The 17,234-nt window shown below is 67.0% G+C and carries 15 protein-coding genes; 7 read left to right on the top strand and 8 right to left on the bottom strand.

All coding sequences use genetic code 11. From position 1 onward, the window contains the following. Position 1: 1 nt before the first annotated feature. Positions 2-2,857: an FAD-binding and (Fe-S)-binding domain-containing protein gene (locus tag AC4D2F_RS13075; protein ID WP_490910922.1), complete on the bottom strand. Its 2,856-nt coding sequence runs from the start codon at positions 2,855-2,857 to the stop codon at positions 2-4. A 58-nt stretch (positions 2,858-2,915) separates the two neighbouring features. On the opposite strand from AC4D2F_RS13075, the gene AC4D2F_RS13080 reads away from it, so the two are divergent. Together AC4D2F_RS13080 and AC4D2F_RS13085 are read left to right on the top strand one after the other, a co-directional pair. Then, complete coding sequence (locus tag AC4D2F_RS13080) at positions 2,916-3,629, top strand: fumarylacetoacetate hydrolase family protein (RefSeq protein WP_490910923.1); 714 nt, start codon at positions 2,916-2,918, stop codon at positions 3,627-3,629. Continuing rightward, on the top strand, positions 3,626-4,318 hold the full coding sequence (locus AC4D2F_RS13085) for a GntR family transcriptional regulator (protein ID WP_490910924.1): 693 nt from the start codon (positions 3,626-3,628) through the stop codon (positions 4,316-4,318). Before AC4D2F_RS13080 ends, AC4D2F_RS13085 begins: the two co-directional genes overlap by 4 nt. Before the next feature lie 40 nt (positions 4,319-4,358). Here AC4D2F_RS13085 and AC4D2F_RS13090 read toward each other — a convergent pair whose 3' ends face one another. Both AC4D2F_RS13090 and lhgO read right to left on the bottom strand, forming a co-directional pair. Next, on the bottom strand, positions 4,359-5,435 hold the full coding sequence (locus AC4D2F_RS13090; protein WP_490910925.1) for an Ldh family oxidoreductase: 1,077 nt from the start codon (positions 5,433-5,435) through the stop codon (positions 4,359-4,361). After that, positions 5,432-6,622 carry an L-2-hydroxyglutarate oxidase gene (gene lhgO, locus AC4D2F_RS13095; RefSeq protein ID WP_490910926.1) on the bottom strand — a complete coding sequence of 397 codons (1,191 nt, stop codon included), beginning with the start codon at positions 6,620-6,622 and terminating at the stop codon, positions 5,432-5,434. Before lhgO ends, AC4D2F_RS13090 begins: the two co-directional genes overlap by 4 nt. A 147-nt stretch (positions 6,623-6,769) precedes the next feature. Here lhgO and AC4D2F_RS13100 point away from each other — a divergent pair, with 147 nt between their 5' ends. The 4 genes from AC4D2F_RS13100 (at position 6,770) to AC4D2F_RS13115 (ending at position 10,421) form a co-directional block, all read left to right on the top strand. After that, complete coding sequence (locus tag AC4D2F_RS13100; protein ID WP_490910927.1) at positions 6,770-7,471, top strand: substrate-binding domain-containing protein; 702 nt, start codon at positions 6,770-6,772, stop codon at positions 7,469-7,471. Between the two features lie 541 nt (positions 7,472-8,012). Beyond that, on the top strand, positions 8,013-8,738 hold the full coding sequence (locus tag AC4D2F_RS13105) for a hemerythrin domain-containing protein (protein WP_490910928.1): 726 nt from the start codon (positions 8,013-8,015) through the stop codon (positions 8,736-8,738). 184 nt (positions 8,739-8,922) lie between these two features. Then, positions 8,923-9,699: a phosphoribosyltransferase gene (locus AC4D2F_RS13110; protein WP_490910929.1), complete on the top strand. Its 777-nt coding sequence runs from the start codon at positions 8,923-8,925 to the stop codon at positions 9,697-9,699. Continuing rightward, positions 9,675-10,421 carry a glucose 1-dehydrogenase gene (locus AC4D2F_RS13115; protein ID WP_490910930.1) on the top strand — a complete coding sequence of 249 codons (747 nt, stop codon included), beginning with the start codon at positions 9,675-9,677 and terminating at the stop codon, positions 10,419-10,421. Before AC4D2F_RS13110 ends, AC4D2F_RS13115 begins: the two co-directional genes overlap by 25 nt. A gap of 35 nt (positions 10,422-10,456) precedes the next feature. On the opposite strand, the gene AC4D2F_RS13120 is transcribed toward AC4D2F_RS13115, so the two are convergent. Next, complete coding sequence (locus AC4D2F_RS13120) at positions 10,457-11,056, bottom strand: hypothetical protein (RefSeq protein ID WP_490910931.1); 600 nt, start codon at positions 11,054-11,056, stop codon at positions 10,457-10,459. Between the two features lie 784 nt (positions 11,057-11,840). Here AC4D2F_RS13120 and AC4D2F_RS13125 point away from each other — a divergent pair. Continuing rightward, entirely contained in the window at positions 11,841-13,673 is a 1,833-nt protein-coding gene (locus tag AC4D2F_RS13125) for an Rv1352/Rv1906c domain-containing protein (protein WP_490910932.1), read from the top strand. Positions 13,674-13,849: 176 nt separating this feature from the next. On the opposite strand, the gene dhaK is transcribed toward AC4D2F_RS13125, so the two are convergent. The 4 genes from dhaK to AC4D2F_RS13145 are packed head-to-tail and all read right to left on the bottom strand — an operon-like array spanning position 13,850 to position 17,202. Then, positions 13,850-14,845 carry a dihydroxyacetone kinase subunit DhaK gene (gene dhaK / locus AC4D2F_RS13130; protein ID WP_490910933.1) on the bottom strand — a complete coding sequence of 332 codons (996 nt, stop codon included), beginning with the start codon at positions 14,843-14,845 and terminating at the stop codon, positions 13,850-13,852. A 46-nt stretch (positions 14,846-14,891) separates the two neighbouring features. Next, positions 14,892-15,524, bottom strand: coding sequence for a dihydroxyacetone kinase subunit DhaL (gene dhaL / locus AC4D2F_RS13135; protein WP_490910934.1), 633 nt, complete (start codon positions 15,522-15,524; stop codon positions 14,892-14,894). Further along, complete coding sequence (locus AC4D2F_RS13140) at positions 15,521-16,336, bottom strand: HAD-IA family hydrolase (protein ID WP_490910935.1); 816 nt, start codon at positions 16,334-16,336, stop codon at positions 15,521-15,523. The genes dhaL and AC4D2F_RS13140 overlap by 4 nt, the downstream gene beginning before the upstream one ends. A gap of 2 nt (positions 16,337-16,338) precedes the next feature. Continuing rightward, complete coding sequence (locus tag AC4D2F_RS13145; protein WP_490910936.1) at positions 16,339-17,202, bottom strand: class II fructose-bisphosphate aldolase; 864 nt, start codon at positions 17,200-17,202, stop codon at positions 16,339-16,341. Between the last annotated feature and the right edge of the window lie 32 nt (positions 17,203-17,234).

Genomic DNA, 17,234 nt, shown 5'->3' on the forward strand with positions numbered 1-17,234 from the left:
CCTAGGGCACCCCACCGGGCCGGTGCGCCGCCCGATCGAGCAGCTGCGCCAGGTGGATGCCGCGGCGGTCGCTCAGATCCTCGATCTGGGTGCGGCATGAGTACCCGTCCGCGAGCACCACGGCGTCCTCCGTGGTCGATCGGATCGCCGGGAGGAGCTGCTGTTCGGCGATCTGGACGGAGATCTCGTAGTGCCCCCGTTCCACGCCGAAGTTGCCGGCGAGCCCGCAGCATCCGCCCAGCTTCTGGACGGTCGCACCGGCCTGCTCCAGCAGGGCCGCGTCGGGACTCCAGCCCATGACGGCGTGGTGGTGGCAGTGCGGTTGCGCCACCACCACGGTCCCGTCCAGACGGGGTGGCTGGTAGCCGGGCACAGTGCCGAGGAATTCGGCGAGGGTGTGTGTGGACCGCGCCACGGCACCGGCGGCCTCGGTCCCCAGCAGTTCCACGGCATCCGACCTCAGCACGCCCGTGCAGGACGGTTCGAGGCCGACGATCGGGATGCCCTCGGCGACGGACCGGTTCAGCACCTCCACGGTCGAGCGCAGCGTCTTCCGTGCGGAATCGAGCTGCCCCGTGGAGATCCAGGTCAGCCCGCAGCACAGCGGCTTCTCGGGAAGGCGCACCTCGTACCCCGCTGCTTCGAGGACACGCACCGCGGCCTGTCCTACTTCAGGGGAGAAGTTGTCGGTGAACGAATCCGCCCACAGCAGGACGGGCTGGGCTGTGGGTGCCTCGGACGACCGGCGGCTCCTGAACCAGGCGTGGAAGGTCTGGGGGGCGAACGCCGGGATGTTCCGGCGTTCGTCCACTCCCGCCATCCGCAGGCCGACCTGGCGGATGCCGGGCAGTCGCGTGAGGAAGTTCAGCACCCGCGGCGCCCGCGCCGCGAGTCCGGCCCAGCGCGGCAACCAGCCCAGCGAGTAGTGCGACGCCGGACGGAGCCTGCCCTTGTAGCTCTGGTGGAGCACTTCGGCCTTGTACGCGGCCATGTCGGTCCCCGTGGGGCAGTCCGAGGAGCAGCCCTTGCAGGAGAGGCACAGGTCGAGTGCGTCATGTACCTCGGCCGCACGCCAGTCGGGTTTGCTTCCCCTGGTCGCGCCCCCGTTGATCATCTCCTGGAGCGCCCTGGCGCGGCCGCGGGTCGAGTCCTTCTCCTCGCGGGTGGCGATGTAGGACGGGCACATCACGGCGCTGTTGTCCGCGTGCGCCGCACGGCACAGGCCCACTCCCGTGCAGCGGTGCACCGCCTGGCTGAAGTCGCCCGCGTCCTGGTGGTAGCCGAACCCGAGACCGGTCCGCAGCGGTCCTGCCTCGGCCACGCGCACGTTCGCATCCAGTGGTTCGGGGTCCACGAGGATGCCGGGATTCAGGAGATTGTCCGGGTCGAGGATCCCCTTCACTTTCCCGAACAGGCCGATGGCCGCGGGTGAGTACATGTACGGGAGGAGTTCGCTGCGGGCCCGCCCGTCCCCGTGTTCGCCCGAGAGGGACCCTCCGTAGCGGGCGACCAGTGCCGCCGCGTCGGTCAGGAACGCGCGGAACGCTGCCGCGCCGTCGTCGCGCTGGAACGGGAAGTCGAGCCGGATGTGGACGCAGCCGTCCCCGAAGTGCCCGAAGGGGAACCCGGTGAGGGAGTGCGTCAGGAGGAGTTCGTCGAACTCGCGGAGATAGTCCCCGAGGCTTTCGGGCGGCACCGCGGAGTCCTCCCAGCCGGCATGCGCAGGGGCGCCTGCGGGCGACCGCCCGGCAAGCCCTCCCCCGTCCTCGCGGATGCGCCAGAGGGCCGCGGCCTGCCGCGCATCCGTGATGATCCTCGAGTGCCGGGCGGCATCGATCCCGGCGACGAGCCCGGCGCGGTGGGCCACCTCGAGGGGGTCATCGCCGGACACCTCGACGAACAGCCAGGCCGCACCGCCCGGCAGTTCAGGAACGGCCTGCGGGCCCTTGCGGGTCCGCACCACCTGGACGATCCGGGAATCCAGTCCTTCGCAGGCCGTGGGCGCGAACGGCAGCACCGCGGGAACGGCGTCGCCGGCGGCCCCGATGTCGGGGAAACCCAGCACCACCATGGTCTTGTGCGGCGCATCGGCCACGAGGCGCACGCCCGCCTCCAGGACGACGGCGAGGGTCCCCTCGCTGCCGACGAGTGCCCGTCGCAGGTCGAAGCCGCGCTCCGGCAGCAGGTGTTCCAGCGAATAGCCGGATACCTGGCGCCCGAACCGGCCCAGTTCGGTGCGGATCGTGCCCAGCTCCGCTCCCACCAGGGAGCGCAGCGCGTCGGTCTCCGGCGACGACGGCGTGCCGTCCGGACCCAGGTGAAGCCGCGTGCCGGACCCGGTGACGACGTCGAGGTGCGTCACGTTGTCCGCGGTGCGCCCGTAGGCAAGAGCGCGTGAACCGCACGCGTTGTTGCCGATCATCCCGCCCACCGTGCAGCGCGTGTGCGTGGAGGGATCGGGGCCGAACCGCAGGCCCTGGGCCAGAGCCACCTTCTGCAGCGTCGCGTGGACCGCCCCGGGCTCGACGACGGCGGTGCGCGCTTCCGCATCGAACGCGAGGACCCGGTTCAGGTGCCGGCTGAAGTCGACGACGACGCCGCGGCCGATCGCGTTGCCGGCCAGCGAGGTGCCGGCACCCCGGGAGGTGAACGGGACTCCGCGTTCCCGGCACACCTCGAGGGTGGTGAGGACCTCGTCCAGGTGCCGCGGAAACACGACGGCGGCCGGCTGCACCCGGTACAGCGACGCATCGCTCGAGTACACGGCCCGTGAGGTCGCATCATCCCGCGCATCCTTCACACCACGGGCCTGGAGCTCGGAGACGAGGGACCGGGGTGCCGAAAGCATCATTGCCATAAGTAACATGTTATTCACTTGTCGTGCTCCCCCGGCCACCAACCCTGCAAGGAATTCCATGACCTACGTCGTCCCGGTTCCAACGCTCCCGAGCCTCCCGGTCAGCGGTGGCGACACGCTCTTCCCCGTGCGGCGCGTGTTCTGCGTGGGACGCAATTACGGCGATCATGCGCGCGAGATGGGCGCCGATCCGAACCGGGAGCCCCCGTTCTTCTTCCTGAAGCCCGCCGATGCCGTCTTCACGCCGCAGCGGCCTGCGACGTCGGACGATGCCCGACCGGCAGTCCCCTACCCGCCACAGACGGCAGACCTCCACCACGAGGTCGAACTCGTCGTCGCGCTCGGTCAGGGCGGCACGGATCTCGACCCGGCGGACACCCTCGATCTCGTATGGGGCTATGGCGTCGGAGTGGACCTGACCCGACGCGATCTGCAGGCCGAGGCGAAGAACCTTCGACGTCCGTGGGATCTCGCGAAAGGATTCGACTTCTCCGGGCCGTGTTCACCGCTCCGACCGGTCAGCGAGGTGAAGCATCCCGCGCAGGGCCGGATCTGGCTCAGCGTGGACGGCTCGGTCAGGCAGGAGGGAGACCTGGGCGACCAGATCTGGACGGTGCCCGAGATCATCGCGCACCTCTCCCGGTCCGTCACCCTGCGTCCCGGCGATCTCATCTTCACCGGCACTCCGGCGGGTGTGGGGGCACTGACCCGCGGAAGCACGGTGACGGCCGGCATCGACGGCGTCGCCGAGCTCTCCTTCACCGTCGAGTGAGCCGGACACCGCCGCGTCCGACCGCCCGGCAGCCCCTCGCCGACCAGGTCCACAGCGCACTGCTCGCGCAGCTCCTCGACGGCCGGCGGGAGCCGGACGAGGTCCTCAACCTCGTGTACCTCGCCAGGGAGTTCGGGGTCAGTCAGACTCCGCTGCGGGAAGCACTCGCCAGGCTCGAACACACGGGTCTGGTGCTTCGCGAGGCCCACAAGGGGTACCGGGTGGCGCCGCTGTTCAGCATGGACGATCTCCGGAAGGTCATGGACGCCCGCCTGGTCCTCGAGCCGGCCCTTGCCTACGAGGCAGCCCTGCGGGTGACCCCGGAATTCCTCGAGCGCCTGGCCGAGACCATCGGCCACCTCGAGACCGGCGCGCACGTCCCCGACAGCCCTCCGGTCACGAGCTTCCTCCGGGCGGACGAGCAGTTCCACGCGGCGATCGCCCACCAGGCCGGCAATGCGTTCCTCGAGGACGCCTGGAGGTCCTTCGGTGGGCAGGCACAGCGCTTCCGGTTGTATGCCAGAACCAACTCGACGGCACCGGCCACCACCGCGGCCGAGCACCGTGCGATCCTCGACGCGTTCACCCGGCGCGATGCGGAGGGTGCGTCTTCCGCCATCCGGGCGCATATCGAGAACGCGAAGGTTCGCGCCCTGCAGGACCGCCGGGTGGTCGCCTCGGAGGATTGAGGACGGGAGCTGCACGGAACCCTGCTCCCGGGCCGGCTTCTCAGCCGAGCGGCGTGAGGATCATCTCGACTCCGGCCCTGCCGCAGATCGCGCGAAGATGCTCGAGGAGGCTCTCGGGGATCGGGATGCCGTTCTGGCCGCGGCTCGCGCGTGCTGCGGCTTCGGGGTCGCCGGGAAGGATGACATCGGGCTCGTCCCGCACCATGAGGCGCAGGAGGTCGTCGACGTAGCGCGCGGTCTCCCCACCCTCCGCAACACTCGCCGGATCGATCACCAGGACGAAGTGTCCGAGATTGTCGCTGTCCGCGTCATCCAGCGGAAGCGCGGCCCCTGAGAACGCCGCGCTGAGCACAGTGACCATCAGACTGAGACCGAAGCCCTTGTGTCCGCCGGTCTCGGAGCTGGAGCCCCCGAGCGGGCTGAGCGTTCCCTCCCCCGTGGTCAGCAGCGAGTACGCGAGGGCAGCATCGGTCACAGGGTTGCCCAGTGCATCATTGACCCAGCCGGCGGGCAGGTCCCGTCCACTCAGGGCGTAGGCCTTCACCTTGTTCATCGCCACGACGCTCGTGGACATGTCGACCACGAGCTCCCCGCCGCCCGCGCGGGGTGCGGCGAAGGCGATCGGATTGGTCCCGAGGATCGGCGTCGTGCCTCCCAGTGCTGCCACCACGGGTGTCCGCGTCGTCGTCATCATGAGGGCGACCAGGCCGCGCTGCGCGGCGCTCCGGACGTAGTAGCCGAGCGCTCCCAGGTGGTGCGAGTTACCCACCGCCACCGCACCGATCCCGCAGACAGTGGCTTTCCGAATGGCCAGCTCCAACGCGTGGAGACCCGCCGGGTGTCCCAGGCCGGCACCGGCGTCGACGACGGCGAAGGCCGGAGCGTCCCGCACCACGCGGGGGACGGCGTCGAGCCTGACGCGGTTCTCGGACCGGAGCTTCTCGTACAGCATCAGCATCGAGACGCCATGGGAGTCGATGCCTGAGAGATCGGTGTCCACCAACACCGTCGTCGTAGCGGCAGCTGATTCATCCGGCATCCCCCAGGCGCGAAGAATGGCGACGATCTGCTCGTGCACCTGTGCGGCGTCGAAGCGGCACGTCTCTTCCTGGCTCACCGGTTCCGCTCCTCCATCTCGTCGGCGATGCGCCGGCCGATCTCCAGTGCGGCGGTCGCGGCCGGCGATGGCGCGTTGAGCACGTGGATCTGGCGGGGCGCCCGGTCGAAGTAGAAGTCGTCGACCAGGTCGCCGTTCCTGCGCATCGCCTGCGCGCGGACTCCCGCGTGGGTCGGCACGAGGCTGTCGTCGCCGAGGTCCGGGACGAGCTCCCGGAGGCTGGCCAGGAACTTCTTCCGGGACAGGGAGCGGGAGACCTCGGACAGCCCGACCTTCCAGTATTTCGCGCCGAGCTTCCACAGCCCGGACCAGGCAGCACTCTCGAGGACGTCCCGCGGATTGATCGTGAGCCAGGTGTACCCTTCACGCGCCAGGGCGAAGACCGCATTGGGCCCTGCATGGACCCCGCCGCCGATCATCTTCGTCAGGTGGACGCCGAGGAAGGGGAGGCTCGGATCCGGTACCGGGTAGATCAGGCCGTGGACCAGATGGGACTGGTCCGGAGTGAGTTCGAAGTACTCGCCGCGGAACGGGATGATCCGCACCTCCGGGGTGAGGCCGGCCAGCCGCGCGATGCGGTCACTGTGCAGGCCGGCGCAGTTGATGAGCTCATCGGCGGAGATCTCCCCGCTGGAGGTCGAGACGGTCACGGACCGGTCGTCGGCGGAGATTCCGACGACCTCCGTTCCCAGCCGGATCTCACCCCCGGCCTCGATGATCAGCCGTCCGAGCACGTCGCAGATTCCCCGGTAATCGACGATTCCCGTCGAATCGACCCTGAGGGCTGCCACGCAGGCAACATGCGGTTCATGCTCGCGGGCCTCTTCGGGGGAGATCATCCGGCAGGGCACCCCGTTCGCGAGGCCACGGCGGTGGAGCTCCTCGAGCGCCGGAACCTGATCCTGCCGGGAAGCGACCACCAGCTTCCCGCAGATGTCCACTGCCACTCCATGGTCCTCCGCGAACCGCCGCATCGACTGCGCGCCTGCAGTCCCAAGGGTCGCCTTCAGGCTCCCCGGCGCGTAGTACAGCCCGGAGTGGATGACGCCCGAGTTGTTCCCGGTCTGGTGGTCTGCCAGCCGGGGTTCCTTGTCGACGACGGTCACCCGGTAACCGCGCAGCCCCAGCTCATAGGCGGTGGCCAATCCGACGATTCCAGCACCTACAACTACTACGGAGTTCTTCATTCTCGTGTACCTCGTCTGACATCGTTGTCGTAGATCACCGCGAACCTGCCACAACTCTATATGGTGTACATCAACAATATAGAGTTCGAAGCCGGGCGCGCCGGGTCAGGAGGCTTGCTTCGCAGGACCCGACGGAAGGACGTGCCCGTGTCGACTCCCCCGGACCTCCACCTGCTGAGCTCCCTCGTCGTCCGCAAGGCCCTGGACGGCGTCGTCCTTCCGGCCTTCCGGCCTTCCGGTCTCTCGGTCCGGACCGAGTATCTTCCGACCACCCTCCTCCTCGAGAAGCTCGACGCCGGCGCCACACCGGATGTGCTGATCGGGACCCGGAAAGCGCTACAGGACCTCGAGGCCTCGGGCGTTCTCGCCGGCGTGCGTGCGGTGCCCCTCGTGAGGTCCGCGATCGGCCTCGGCGTGGCCCCGGGTGCAGAGCCTCCTTCGATAACGACCGAAAGCGACCTCGTCGACGCGCTGCTCGGCGCCCGGTCCGTCGCGTTCTCTCGCGCCGGGCAGAGCGGCATCTTCTTCCAGGAGCTCCTCGTCCGACTCGGCATCGCGGAGCAGGTGCTCGCACGGGCGACTGCCCTCGAATCGGGATTCACGGGTACCGCCCTGATGGACGGGCGAGCCGATCTCGCCCTGCAGCAGGTCAGCGAACTGCTGTTCGTCGATGGCATCGAGACCGTGGTTCCCCTGCCGGAAGAATGTCAGCAGCACACCGACTTCTCCATTGCCCTGGGCCCCGGCGCACAGGGCCAGGCCGCAGCACAACGCCTCGTCGACCACCTGACGGGCGGCCCGGCACGGGACGCCTACATGGCGACCGGGCTGCAGAACATCAGCGCCTGATTCGACGGCTTTCAGGCGACCTCAGGCAACGCTCTATTCACCGTCTCCGGCTGCACCGCCGGCATCCACTGGTCCCGAGAAAGTGATCTCAGGTGTGGGTCCGGACGTGCCTGTATAGGTCTGCCCTGAGTCGCCGGCACGCAGAACGGCAGGGTCGTTGTAGACCGACCTTTCGCCGTCGTCGGCCGCAAAGCTTGTAGCTACGGCGCCTGGCGTCAGTGCTGCGGCTGCGATCGCACCAGGAATCCGTGAGGCGGGGTCCTCCGCGGAGGAGCCGGCCACCAACTCGATTCGGATCGGTACGCTCCTGCCGCCATCATCAACTGCCATGTCGTCCTCCGTCCTTTCGGCCGATGCTTGAACTCCGATGATCCTCTGCGGGGTGTAGCAGTCAAGGGAGGGATGACCACCATCATCGGGATTCCCCAGGACCTTCGGTGTCGGTGGGCCCTCCGGCCGTTGTGCGGAGTGATGGCGCTACCTATGATTTCCCTGCCGGGGGTGGATTCTGGTCTCGACCTACTGCATCGGGGGCCATCCCATGACCGACTTCTTCACCATGAAACCCGGCGAAGCCGCGCCGCCAGTGCCCGCAGGGCCCATCCTCTGCACCGGGTCGGCGGGCATGCGGCGCATCCACCGCTTCTTCCTGTGGGCGTACGGCGAGGCGCCCGGCCTCGTGCAGTCCGTCGGGCCGGGCGACATCGCCCGCGCCTCCTATGTGGGCGAAGTGCTGGGCAACTTCGACAACGTCCTCCATGTCCATCACGAAGGCGAGGATCTCCTCATGTACCCGCGCCTGGCGGACAGAGCACCCGTGTGCGCGCTGCATGTGGAGCAGATGCTGGAGCAGCATCGGCAGGTCACGCAGCGACTCGACAGCATCGAGCCTGTTCGCCGGAGCTGGATGGAGACGGCGGACGTAGACACAGGAAAGGACCTTGCTGACCGATACGAAGATCTATCGACAGTCCTCCAGGTGCACCTGCGCCGAGAGGTCACGGAGGTGATGCCCGTTGTGGACAGGGTGCTGACCGAGAAGGAGATAGGCGAGGTCGCGGAGCACGGTATCGACACGTTCGACAAGAAGTTCCTGGTCGGCTATCTCGGGATGGTGCTCGCAACGAATCCGCCCGGCGACAGGGAGGAACTCTTCAAGGAGATCCCCCTGCCGGTCCGCATCGCGTACCGGCTCTTCGGGCGCAGGCTGTACCGGAAGCAGTACGCCACCCTCTTTCCGGGACAAGCCATTCCCGACACCCTCTGAACCACATTGGCGAGGATGGCCATACCGGCGAGACGGGGGACGAAAGCCTCTGACCGCGCGGCCTGGACCGGGCTGAAGATCGACTCCTACGCAGGCGCGATGGTGCCGTCGTCACGCAGAGCGATGGCGCCGCTTTCCATCCAGGTCGCTGGATAGCACCGCCAAGCACCCCGAGGAGTGGAGCGTGCCGAGGAACCAGTCCAAGATCTTCCTGGACAGGACCGACGCCGGCCGGCAGTTGGGGCAGCGGCTCGCCGGGTTGCGGGGTCAGGACGTGGTGGTGCTCGGTCTGCCCCGGGGCGGTGTTCCGGTGGCCTTCGAGGTGGCGAAAGCCCTGGATGCGCCGCTGGACGTGATCGTGGTGCGGAAACTGGGCGTTCCGTTCCGGCCGGAAGTTGCCATGGGCGCCATCGGCGAGGGCGGCGCCCGGGTTCTCGAAGCACGCGTCCTCTCGCGGGCCCGTATCACGCAGGAGGACCTGCGAAGGGTCGAGAGGGAGGAACGTCAGCTCCTGGAAAGGCGCCTGACCCGGTACCGGCAGGGAAGGACCCGGGCAGATGTCCACGGGCGCGCCGTCGTCGTGGTGGACGACGGCATCGCCACCGGCTCCACTGCACGGGTGGCGTGCCGGGTCGCCCGGCAGCTCGGCGCCGCATGGGTGATCCTGGCGGTGCCCGTCGCGGCGGCCGGCACGGTGGCCTCGTTCACGGAATCGGACGAGATCGTGTGCCTGGTTTCAGCGCGGGACTTTCAGGCGGTGGGCTGCTACTACGACGACTTCTCGCCCACCGAGGACGACGAGGTGGTGAGGCTGCTCGATCTGGGCTCGCGGCCGAACCGACGGGCTTCCGAGCCGCCCGGAAAGCAGGGGCAGGCTCGTGGCCCCTGGAGCCTGGGACTCCACCGGCGGAACCGACAACACCGAAGGAGCATCACATGGAACGAGTCATCGACAAGGTAGCGCTGGTCACCGGGGGTGCACGCGGCATCGGCGCTGCTGTGGCATTGCGGCTGCATGGCGAAGGAGCGAAGGTCGTCATCGGTGACATCCTGGACGAGGCCGGACAGGAGACTGCGGAACGTATGGGCTCCGGCGCTCTCTACGTGCACCTCGATGTGACCGATCCGCAGGACTGGCAGACTGCGGTGGACGCCGCCGTCGGGACGTTCGGGGGCCTGAACATCCTGGTGAACAATGCCGGCATCGTGAACTTCGCCCCCCTCGAGGATTACACCCTCGAACAGTGGAACGCTGTCATCGCCGTGAATCTGACCGGCACGTTCAACGGGATCAAGGCCGCAATACCGGCACTCAAACAGTCAAGAGGCGGGTCGATCATCAACATCTCCTCGATCGCCGGTATGCGCGGCTATGAGCAGATCTCGGGATACTCGGCCTCGAAGTTCGGCGTGCGGGGACTCACCAAGAGCGCTGCCCTGGACCTGGGACCCCATCGCATCAGGGTCAACTCAGTCCATCCCGGAGTCATCTCAACCCCGATGACGGCCGACATCCAGGCGGACATGAGCCACGTGGCACTCGGCCGCGAAGGCCATCCGGGGGAAGTCGCGAACCTCGTCCTGTACCTGGCGTCCGACGAGTCGTCGTACGTCACGGGAGCCGACTTCGTCATCGACGGCGGTGATACGGCAGGCACGGTGACCCGTCGCGAGGAGACCTAGAACGCCTGCAGGGGACGATGGCACAACCGCCTGGATCAGCTCTCAGGCGTCAGCCGCGGCCCAACACCTGCGACCGCATGTGCCCCGGACGGCGCCGTGGTGGGATACCCGGCCGCGATCTGCCGCTTGACCTGCTCGAGCTCGTCCTTCAGCGAATCGACAGTGGCAAGGTACTTCCTGAACTCAGCCTTCCGGCGTCGAGCATTGTTGAAGCTGACAAATGCGGCGACGATGGCCACCGGGACCGACACCAGCAAAGCCCACCCGGACGTAGCGAGGAAGTCCAGCGTGACGGGGAGGGCCTGCTGGAATGCACGGAAGTCGTTCACCCCGCCCACTACTCCTTCCAGCGCGGTGTCCAAAGGTTCCAGGTAATCCCCCACCAGCGGCGTCTCGGAGAGCGATGGAGCGCTCAGCGACGCCATCCCCTCAGGGGACCACCGCGGATCACTGAAGTGGTTCAGGACGTAGATCCCGGCGGCCGCGTTGAGAGCGGCGAAGAGCAGGACGGCACCCAGCGCAATCCAATGAAGGCTGCGTCGCAGCAGGAAGCCGGCCACCAGCGCGACGACGACGGGTGCAACCCAGGTGAGGATGCGAAGTGCGTCAAGGCTCACGCCGCCCGGTAGATCCAAGGAATGCCCCCATAGAAATGAAATCGATGCTTGCTCCAGCCCTCAGGCTCGGAGACCCGCCGTCAGGCTATAGGTCTTCACCGACTGTAGCGAGCAGCGACACCGGGCGGGGTGGTTCGGAGTGAGCGGGCGCGTCTGCGGGCAATCTCCGCGGCCGAAGACCACCTCGAGGCCGAAGCCTCCCGGGGGAATCTATCAGCGCATCGTCGCCGCGTACTACGACCCCGATAGAAAGAAGCGGCAATTGTGATGAGCCGCTGTCTCTTAGGCACCGAGGCCAAAACTGCGTTCATCTACGGAGCCGAACCTCAATATAAACGCCTGACATTTGACTAGATTTGCTCAGCAAATCGCGAAGCTTTATGGAAAATGTCCAGGACGTACGGCTCAGGCGTCCGCGAACCATAGACTATCTGCGGCCGGATGTGCCGGCCGATTGTTGGGGAGAGGCGCTTACTTGTCGCTTACTATCATTTTCCCAGAGCATCCGCGCGCCCAATCGCGCAGCATACGCTCTGCCATTGTTCTGTGCGGCGTCACTGCCTTGTTAGCAGGGCTCTTTACCGGCCCGGCGGCCATAGCTAACCCCGTCGAACCTGCGCCGCCAACGGAGCAACCCGTTTCACCTCCCCTTCCGGGCCCAGTTGACCCGACCGAGCCTGCGCCACCAACGGACCAAGCCACTTCAACCCCCCTTCCGGGCCCAGTTGAGACGACCGAGCCTGCGCCGCCAACGGACCTACCCGATGTGGCAGTGCCAGAGCCGGTAAACGTTAGCCATCCGATGATCAACGCAGACCTTGGCGTACGAATCGAAGCCGGAGCCACCGTCTTCACGGACGGCGGACAATGGCAGGACGCCGAAAAGCTCGAGTTCACTTGGTCAGGGGCCGATGATCTTTCGCTCAAGACCGAAACCCTGATGGTCGGAAGCAAGTCAACTTTCACCATTCCCGCGTCATTGCGCGGCGGTGTCCTCGTGATCAGCGTGCGCGGCATCAACGCCGACGGTATAGCGAGCGAACCGGTCAAGAACTGGGGCGACGTCGACAACGGCAATTTCACGACCACCTGGGACGGGGCCGTCTTGGGGAAGCCGATCGTGGGTCAAAAGCTCTCCGTTGCCACCCCGGCTCTGAGCCCAGCTGGCACGGTTGCCTATAAGTGGTACCGCGGAGTCACCGAGATCAGAGGAGCCACTTCTTCCGGCTATACCCTTACGCCCGCCGACGCTGCGCAGAAGCTTTCCGTCCGACTTACCGTCACGGGTGAAGGAATGAACACGCTTTCTCGGACCTCGAAAACGGTCACCGTCGCCAACGGCACCTTCTCGTCAGCACCGGCCCCGACTATCACTGGTTCCGCCACCGTCGGGTCTAAGCTGACCGCCAATCCGGGCACTTGGTCCCCTGCCGACGCGACATTGAGCTATCAGTGGTACCGCGGCAGCAGTGCAATCTCTGGTGCCACCCTGCGCACCTACGCCGCGTCATCGGTCGATAACGGCAAGGATCTGAAGGTTCGGGTGCGCGGCTCCAGATCCGGTTACACCACCGCCGACCGTTGGTCAGCTCCACGCAAGGTTGCGGCGGGAACCATCACCGCAATCCGGTTGCCGTCTATTTCCGGTTCGGCCCGCTACGGGCAGACCCTCAAGGTGGCGCAAGAATGGACCGCCGGCTCCACCGTCGCCTACCAGTGGTACAGCAACGGCAAGCCCATCATGGGTGCCGTCAAGAACTCCCTCTACCTGGGGACCTCACAGATCGGCGCTAAGGTTTCTCTCCGCGTCACGGTCAGCAAGGCCGGCTACACGACCCGCCAAGCCACCACTCAGGCAGTCACCATCGGCAAAGCCTCCATGGTGACGAAGGCCAATCCGACGATCAGCGGTACGAAGAAGGCCGGATACAAGCTCACCGCCAGCAACGGAGTCTTCTCCCCCACGCCCTCCGCCTACGGTTACCAGTGGTACCGCAACGGGACCCCGATCCCTCAAGCGAATCGCAGTACCTACCAATTGATCACCGCCGACAGCGGCAAGTCGATCACCGTCAGGGTGACAGCCCTCAAGACCGGCTATCACAACCTGGCCGCAACCAGCGGAGCTGTAGCTATCTACGCACCTCCACGCACCGTCATCGGCAGGGACGGCACGTATCGTGTGGGGACCGAGATCAAGCCGGGACTATACAAAGCCACCGGCACCGGCAACTCGTGCTATTGGGAAACCACGAGCGGATTCTCCGGAAGTTTCAGTGAACTGAACAGCAACTACTTCGGGTCGGCCCGGACCTATGTCCAGATCCGCTCCGTTGACCGCGGGTTCAAGACCACTGGGTGCGGAACATGGACCACAGTTCCGGCAACTGGAACCAACGCAACCAAAATTACCGCCGATGGTACCTACCGGGTAGGTATCGATGTCCGCCCCGGCCTCTATCGGATCTCGGGTACGGGCAACTCCTGCTACTGGGAAACCACGAGCGGATTCAGCGGCGAATTCGACGAACTCATTGACAACTACTTCGGATCGGCACAGAGCTACGTGGAGATCCCGTCCTCGGCGAAAGGTTTCCAGGTGAGCCGATGCGGGACGCTGACCCGCATCTCCTAGCCGTATCTGACCTGAGCTAGGGCCGCAGGAATTCCTCCGGCCCTGTCTCGGTGCGGAAGCTGTCCTACTGTCCGTCTGAAGATGAGGGAGCTTCCGCTGGCGCACAAGACGGCGGGCCGCCCACCGAAAGGTGAGCGGCCCGCCGTCGTTTCCGGTCAAGCTAGTACGCCGTGGATCTAAAACACGCGGATCGGGATCTCCGCCGGGTCCATGAGCAGTCCCTCGATCTCGTCGTCGAGCCGGACCAGCGTGATGGACGCACCCGCCATGTCCAGGGACGTGCAGTACTCCCCCACATAGCTGCGGCCCACACTGATGCCCTGCTCCGCGAGGCGCTTGTGCGCCTGCCCGTACAGCAGGTACAGCTCACTGATCGGGGTGCCGCCGAGGCCGTTGATCATCAGCGCCACGCGGTCGCCCTCCTTGAACGGCAGGTCCTTCACGATCGGGACGAGCATCTCCTCGACGATCTCGTTGGCCGGCATCATCTTCCCCCGACGGCGGCCCGGCTCGCCATGGATGCCCACGCCGATCTCGATCTCGTCCTCGCCGAGCTCGAACAGCGGGCTGCCCTTCGCCGGCGGCGTGCACGCTGTGAGCGCGACGCCCATGGTCCGGGTCACCGAGTTCACCTTCTCACCGATCCGGACGATCTCGCCGAGGTCCGCACCCCGCTCGGACGCGGCGGCCACGGCCTTGATGACGAAGAAGTTCCCCGCCACCCCGCGGCGCCCGATCGTGTAGGTGGAGTCCTCCACGGAGACGTCGTCGTTGATGAACAGCGTCTTCACCTCGATACCGTCCGCGGAGGACATCTCCTCCGCCATCTCGAAGACCATCTTGTCGCCCGTGTAGTTGTTCACCAGCAGCAGCACGCCCTTGGGGGACGCCATGAGCTTGGTCGTCTCGTACACGTAGTCGAACGGCGGGGCCGCGAACACGTCGCCGGGGCATGCGGCGTCGAGCATGCCCTTGCCCACGATCATCACGTGGGCGGGCTCGTGCCCGGAGCCGGAACCCTGCACGATCGACACCTTGCTCTCGTCGGGGCCGTCGGCGCGCATGATCAGGTTGTACTCGGGCACGTACTTCAGGGTGTCCGGGTTGGCGAGCGCCAGGCCCTCGAGCATCTCGGGGACGAACTGCTGCGGATCATTGACGAACTTCTTCATGGGGACTCCACTTCGTTGTGAGGGTTGGACGGGTGGGAAGGAAGAGTCAGGGCCAGTCGGCCACGATGCGCTCGACGATGACGGCGACGGCCACTGCGCCGGCGTCGGGCGAGCCGATGCTGCGGGTGCCGCTGTAGCTGGCACGGCCGCGCTTGGCCTCCATGGTCGACGTCGCATCCGCGCACTCGCGGACCTTCGTGGCGAACGCCGCCCGGCACTCCTCCGGGGAGGCGCCCGCGGCGAGCTGGCGTTCCAGCTCGTCGGTGGCCGGGATGAGGGCGTCGAGCAGGGTCTTGTCGCCGAGGTCCGAGTTGCCGCGCTTCTTGATGCCATCGGTGGCACCGCGAAGCATGGCGACGACGGCGGCCCCGTCGATCGTGTCGGTGGTCTTCGCGGCGGCGGACGCCCTGAGGAACGCCGTCCCCCACAGCGGCCCGGAGGTCCCGCCGATCCTGCTGGAGATGGCGAGCGCGATCTGCTGCAGGAACGTGGCGGCGTCGTCGCGCTTGAGCGAATCCCAGTCGGCCAGGACCTTCTCGAAGCCGCGGGCCAGGGAGTAGCCGAGGTCGCCGTCGCCCACCACAGCGTCGAGGTCGCCGAACTCCTTCTCCTTCTCGACGGCGGTCTGCGCCAGGGAGCGGACGACGTACTCGACGTCGTCGATCTTGGTGGTGCTCATGATGTCTCCGTTCCGGTGGACGGTGCAGGGGAAGGCGCAGTCGACGAGGTGGCAAGCAGCGCCTGCAGGGTGGCGAGGGTGACGGCTCCGCGAACGCCGACGCCGTGCGGGTCCTCGAGGACCTCGACCGGCTCGCCGTCCGGGTCGCCGAGGGAGCTGACGACCAGCGCCGCGCCGGTGAAGTCCTCCTCGCGGGTGAACCCGCTGACGGTCACGACGGTGGCCAGGCCGGCGGCGACGGCGGCACGCAGTCCGTTGCCGCTGTCCTCGACGACGATCGCGTCGCCGGCCGGGACCCCGAGCTCCTTCAGCGCCAGCAGGTAGATATCCGGTGCCGGTTTCTTGGCGGGCACCACGTCGCCGGCGAACACCGCGAAATGCGCGGCGAGGTCCTCCCCGACGGCGTGCGTCAGGACGGCCCGGACCGCGGGTTCCGCGGAGGTGGAGGCGACGGCGAGCGTCCACCCGGCGTCGTGCGCCTCCTGCACGATGCGGGCGATGCCCGGCCGGGCGGGCATGACGCCGCTCTCCACCAGGCCCTTGTAGATCTCGGTCTTCCGCTTGTGCCAGGCAAGGATCGTGGCGTCGGTGGAGGCGTCGTCGTTCAGACTCAGATCGGCGATCAGCGCAGGGGTGAGGATGCTGCGCATGCGCTCCTTGCCGCCGCCGATCTTCACCCGCTCGGCGTACTCGTCGACGCTCCACTGCACGGGTACGCCGAACTCGGCGAACGTCTGGTTGAAGGCGGGCAGGTGGCCGTACTGCTCGGTGTCGGCGAGTACGCCGTCACAGTCGAAGATGAGGGCGGGCATGTTCAGCGGCCGCCCTTCCCGGCGCTGCCGAACTGCGTGCACAGGTCCGTGACGAGGGCGATGACGTCACCCCGCGTGTGCTTGAACAGCGACGGAGGATCCCACTTGTTCTTCTGCTCGGCCTCCTTCAGGAACGCCAGGCTGGACTGCATGTACGTCTCCTTGAGCGCCGTGGAGATGTTGACCTTCGCGCAGCCGCGGGCGATGAGGTCGGCGAACTGCTCGGCGCTCAGGCCGCTGCCGCCGTGCAGGGCAATGGGGACGCTGCGGGCCTCGACGAGCTGGGTGACGCGGTTGGCGTCGAGTACCGGGGCAGCCTTGTAGCTACCGTGGGCGTTGCCGATGGAGGGGGCGAAGACGTCGATCCCGGTGGCGTCGATGAATGCGAGGGCCACCTCGAGGGTCTGCTGGCGGGACACGTCGTCGGATCCGTGGTCGTCCTCGACGCCGGTGATCGCCTCGATCTCTCCCTCCACCTGCGCATTGTGGCGGCGGGCTTCGGCGACGACCTCGATGGTCTGGCGCTGGTTCTCCTCCACCGGGAGCTCGGACGCGTCGAAGAGGACGGAGTTCCAACCCACCCGCAGGCAGTCCGTGATGACCTCGCGGTCCGGGCAGTGGTCCAGGTGCAGGGTGACGGGCACCTCGATGCCCCGCGTCATGGACCGCCACATGTCGAAGAGCACACGGGAGCCGATGGTACGCACGGTCTTCACCGAGGTCTGCAGGATCACCGGGGAGTTGGCCTCCACCGCGCCGGCGAGTACGCCCTCCATGGTGAGGTCGTTGAAGATGTTGATGGCGGGCACGCCGTAGCGTGCCTGGAATGCCGGGTCGACGATGTCCTTCAGTGGTACTACAGCCACAATATGTTTCCTCCTGGTCAGGCTTCCTCCCA

It is taken from the genome of Arthrobacter sp. TJ-263 (assembly GCF_058269155.1).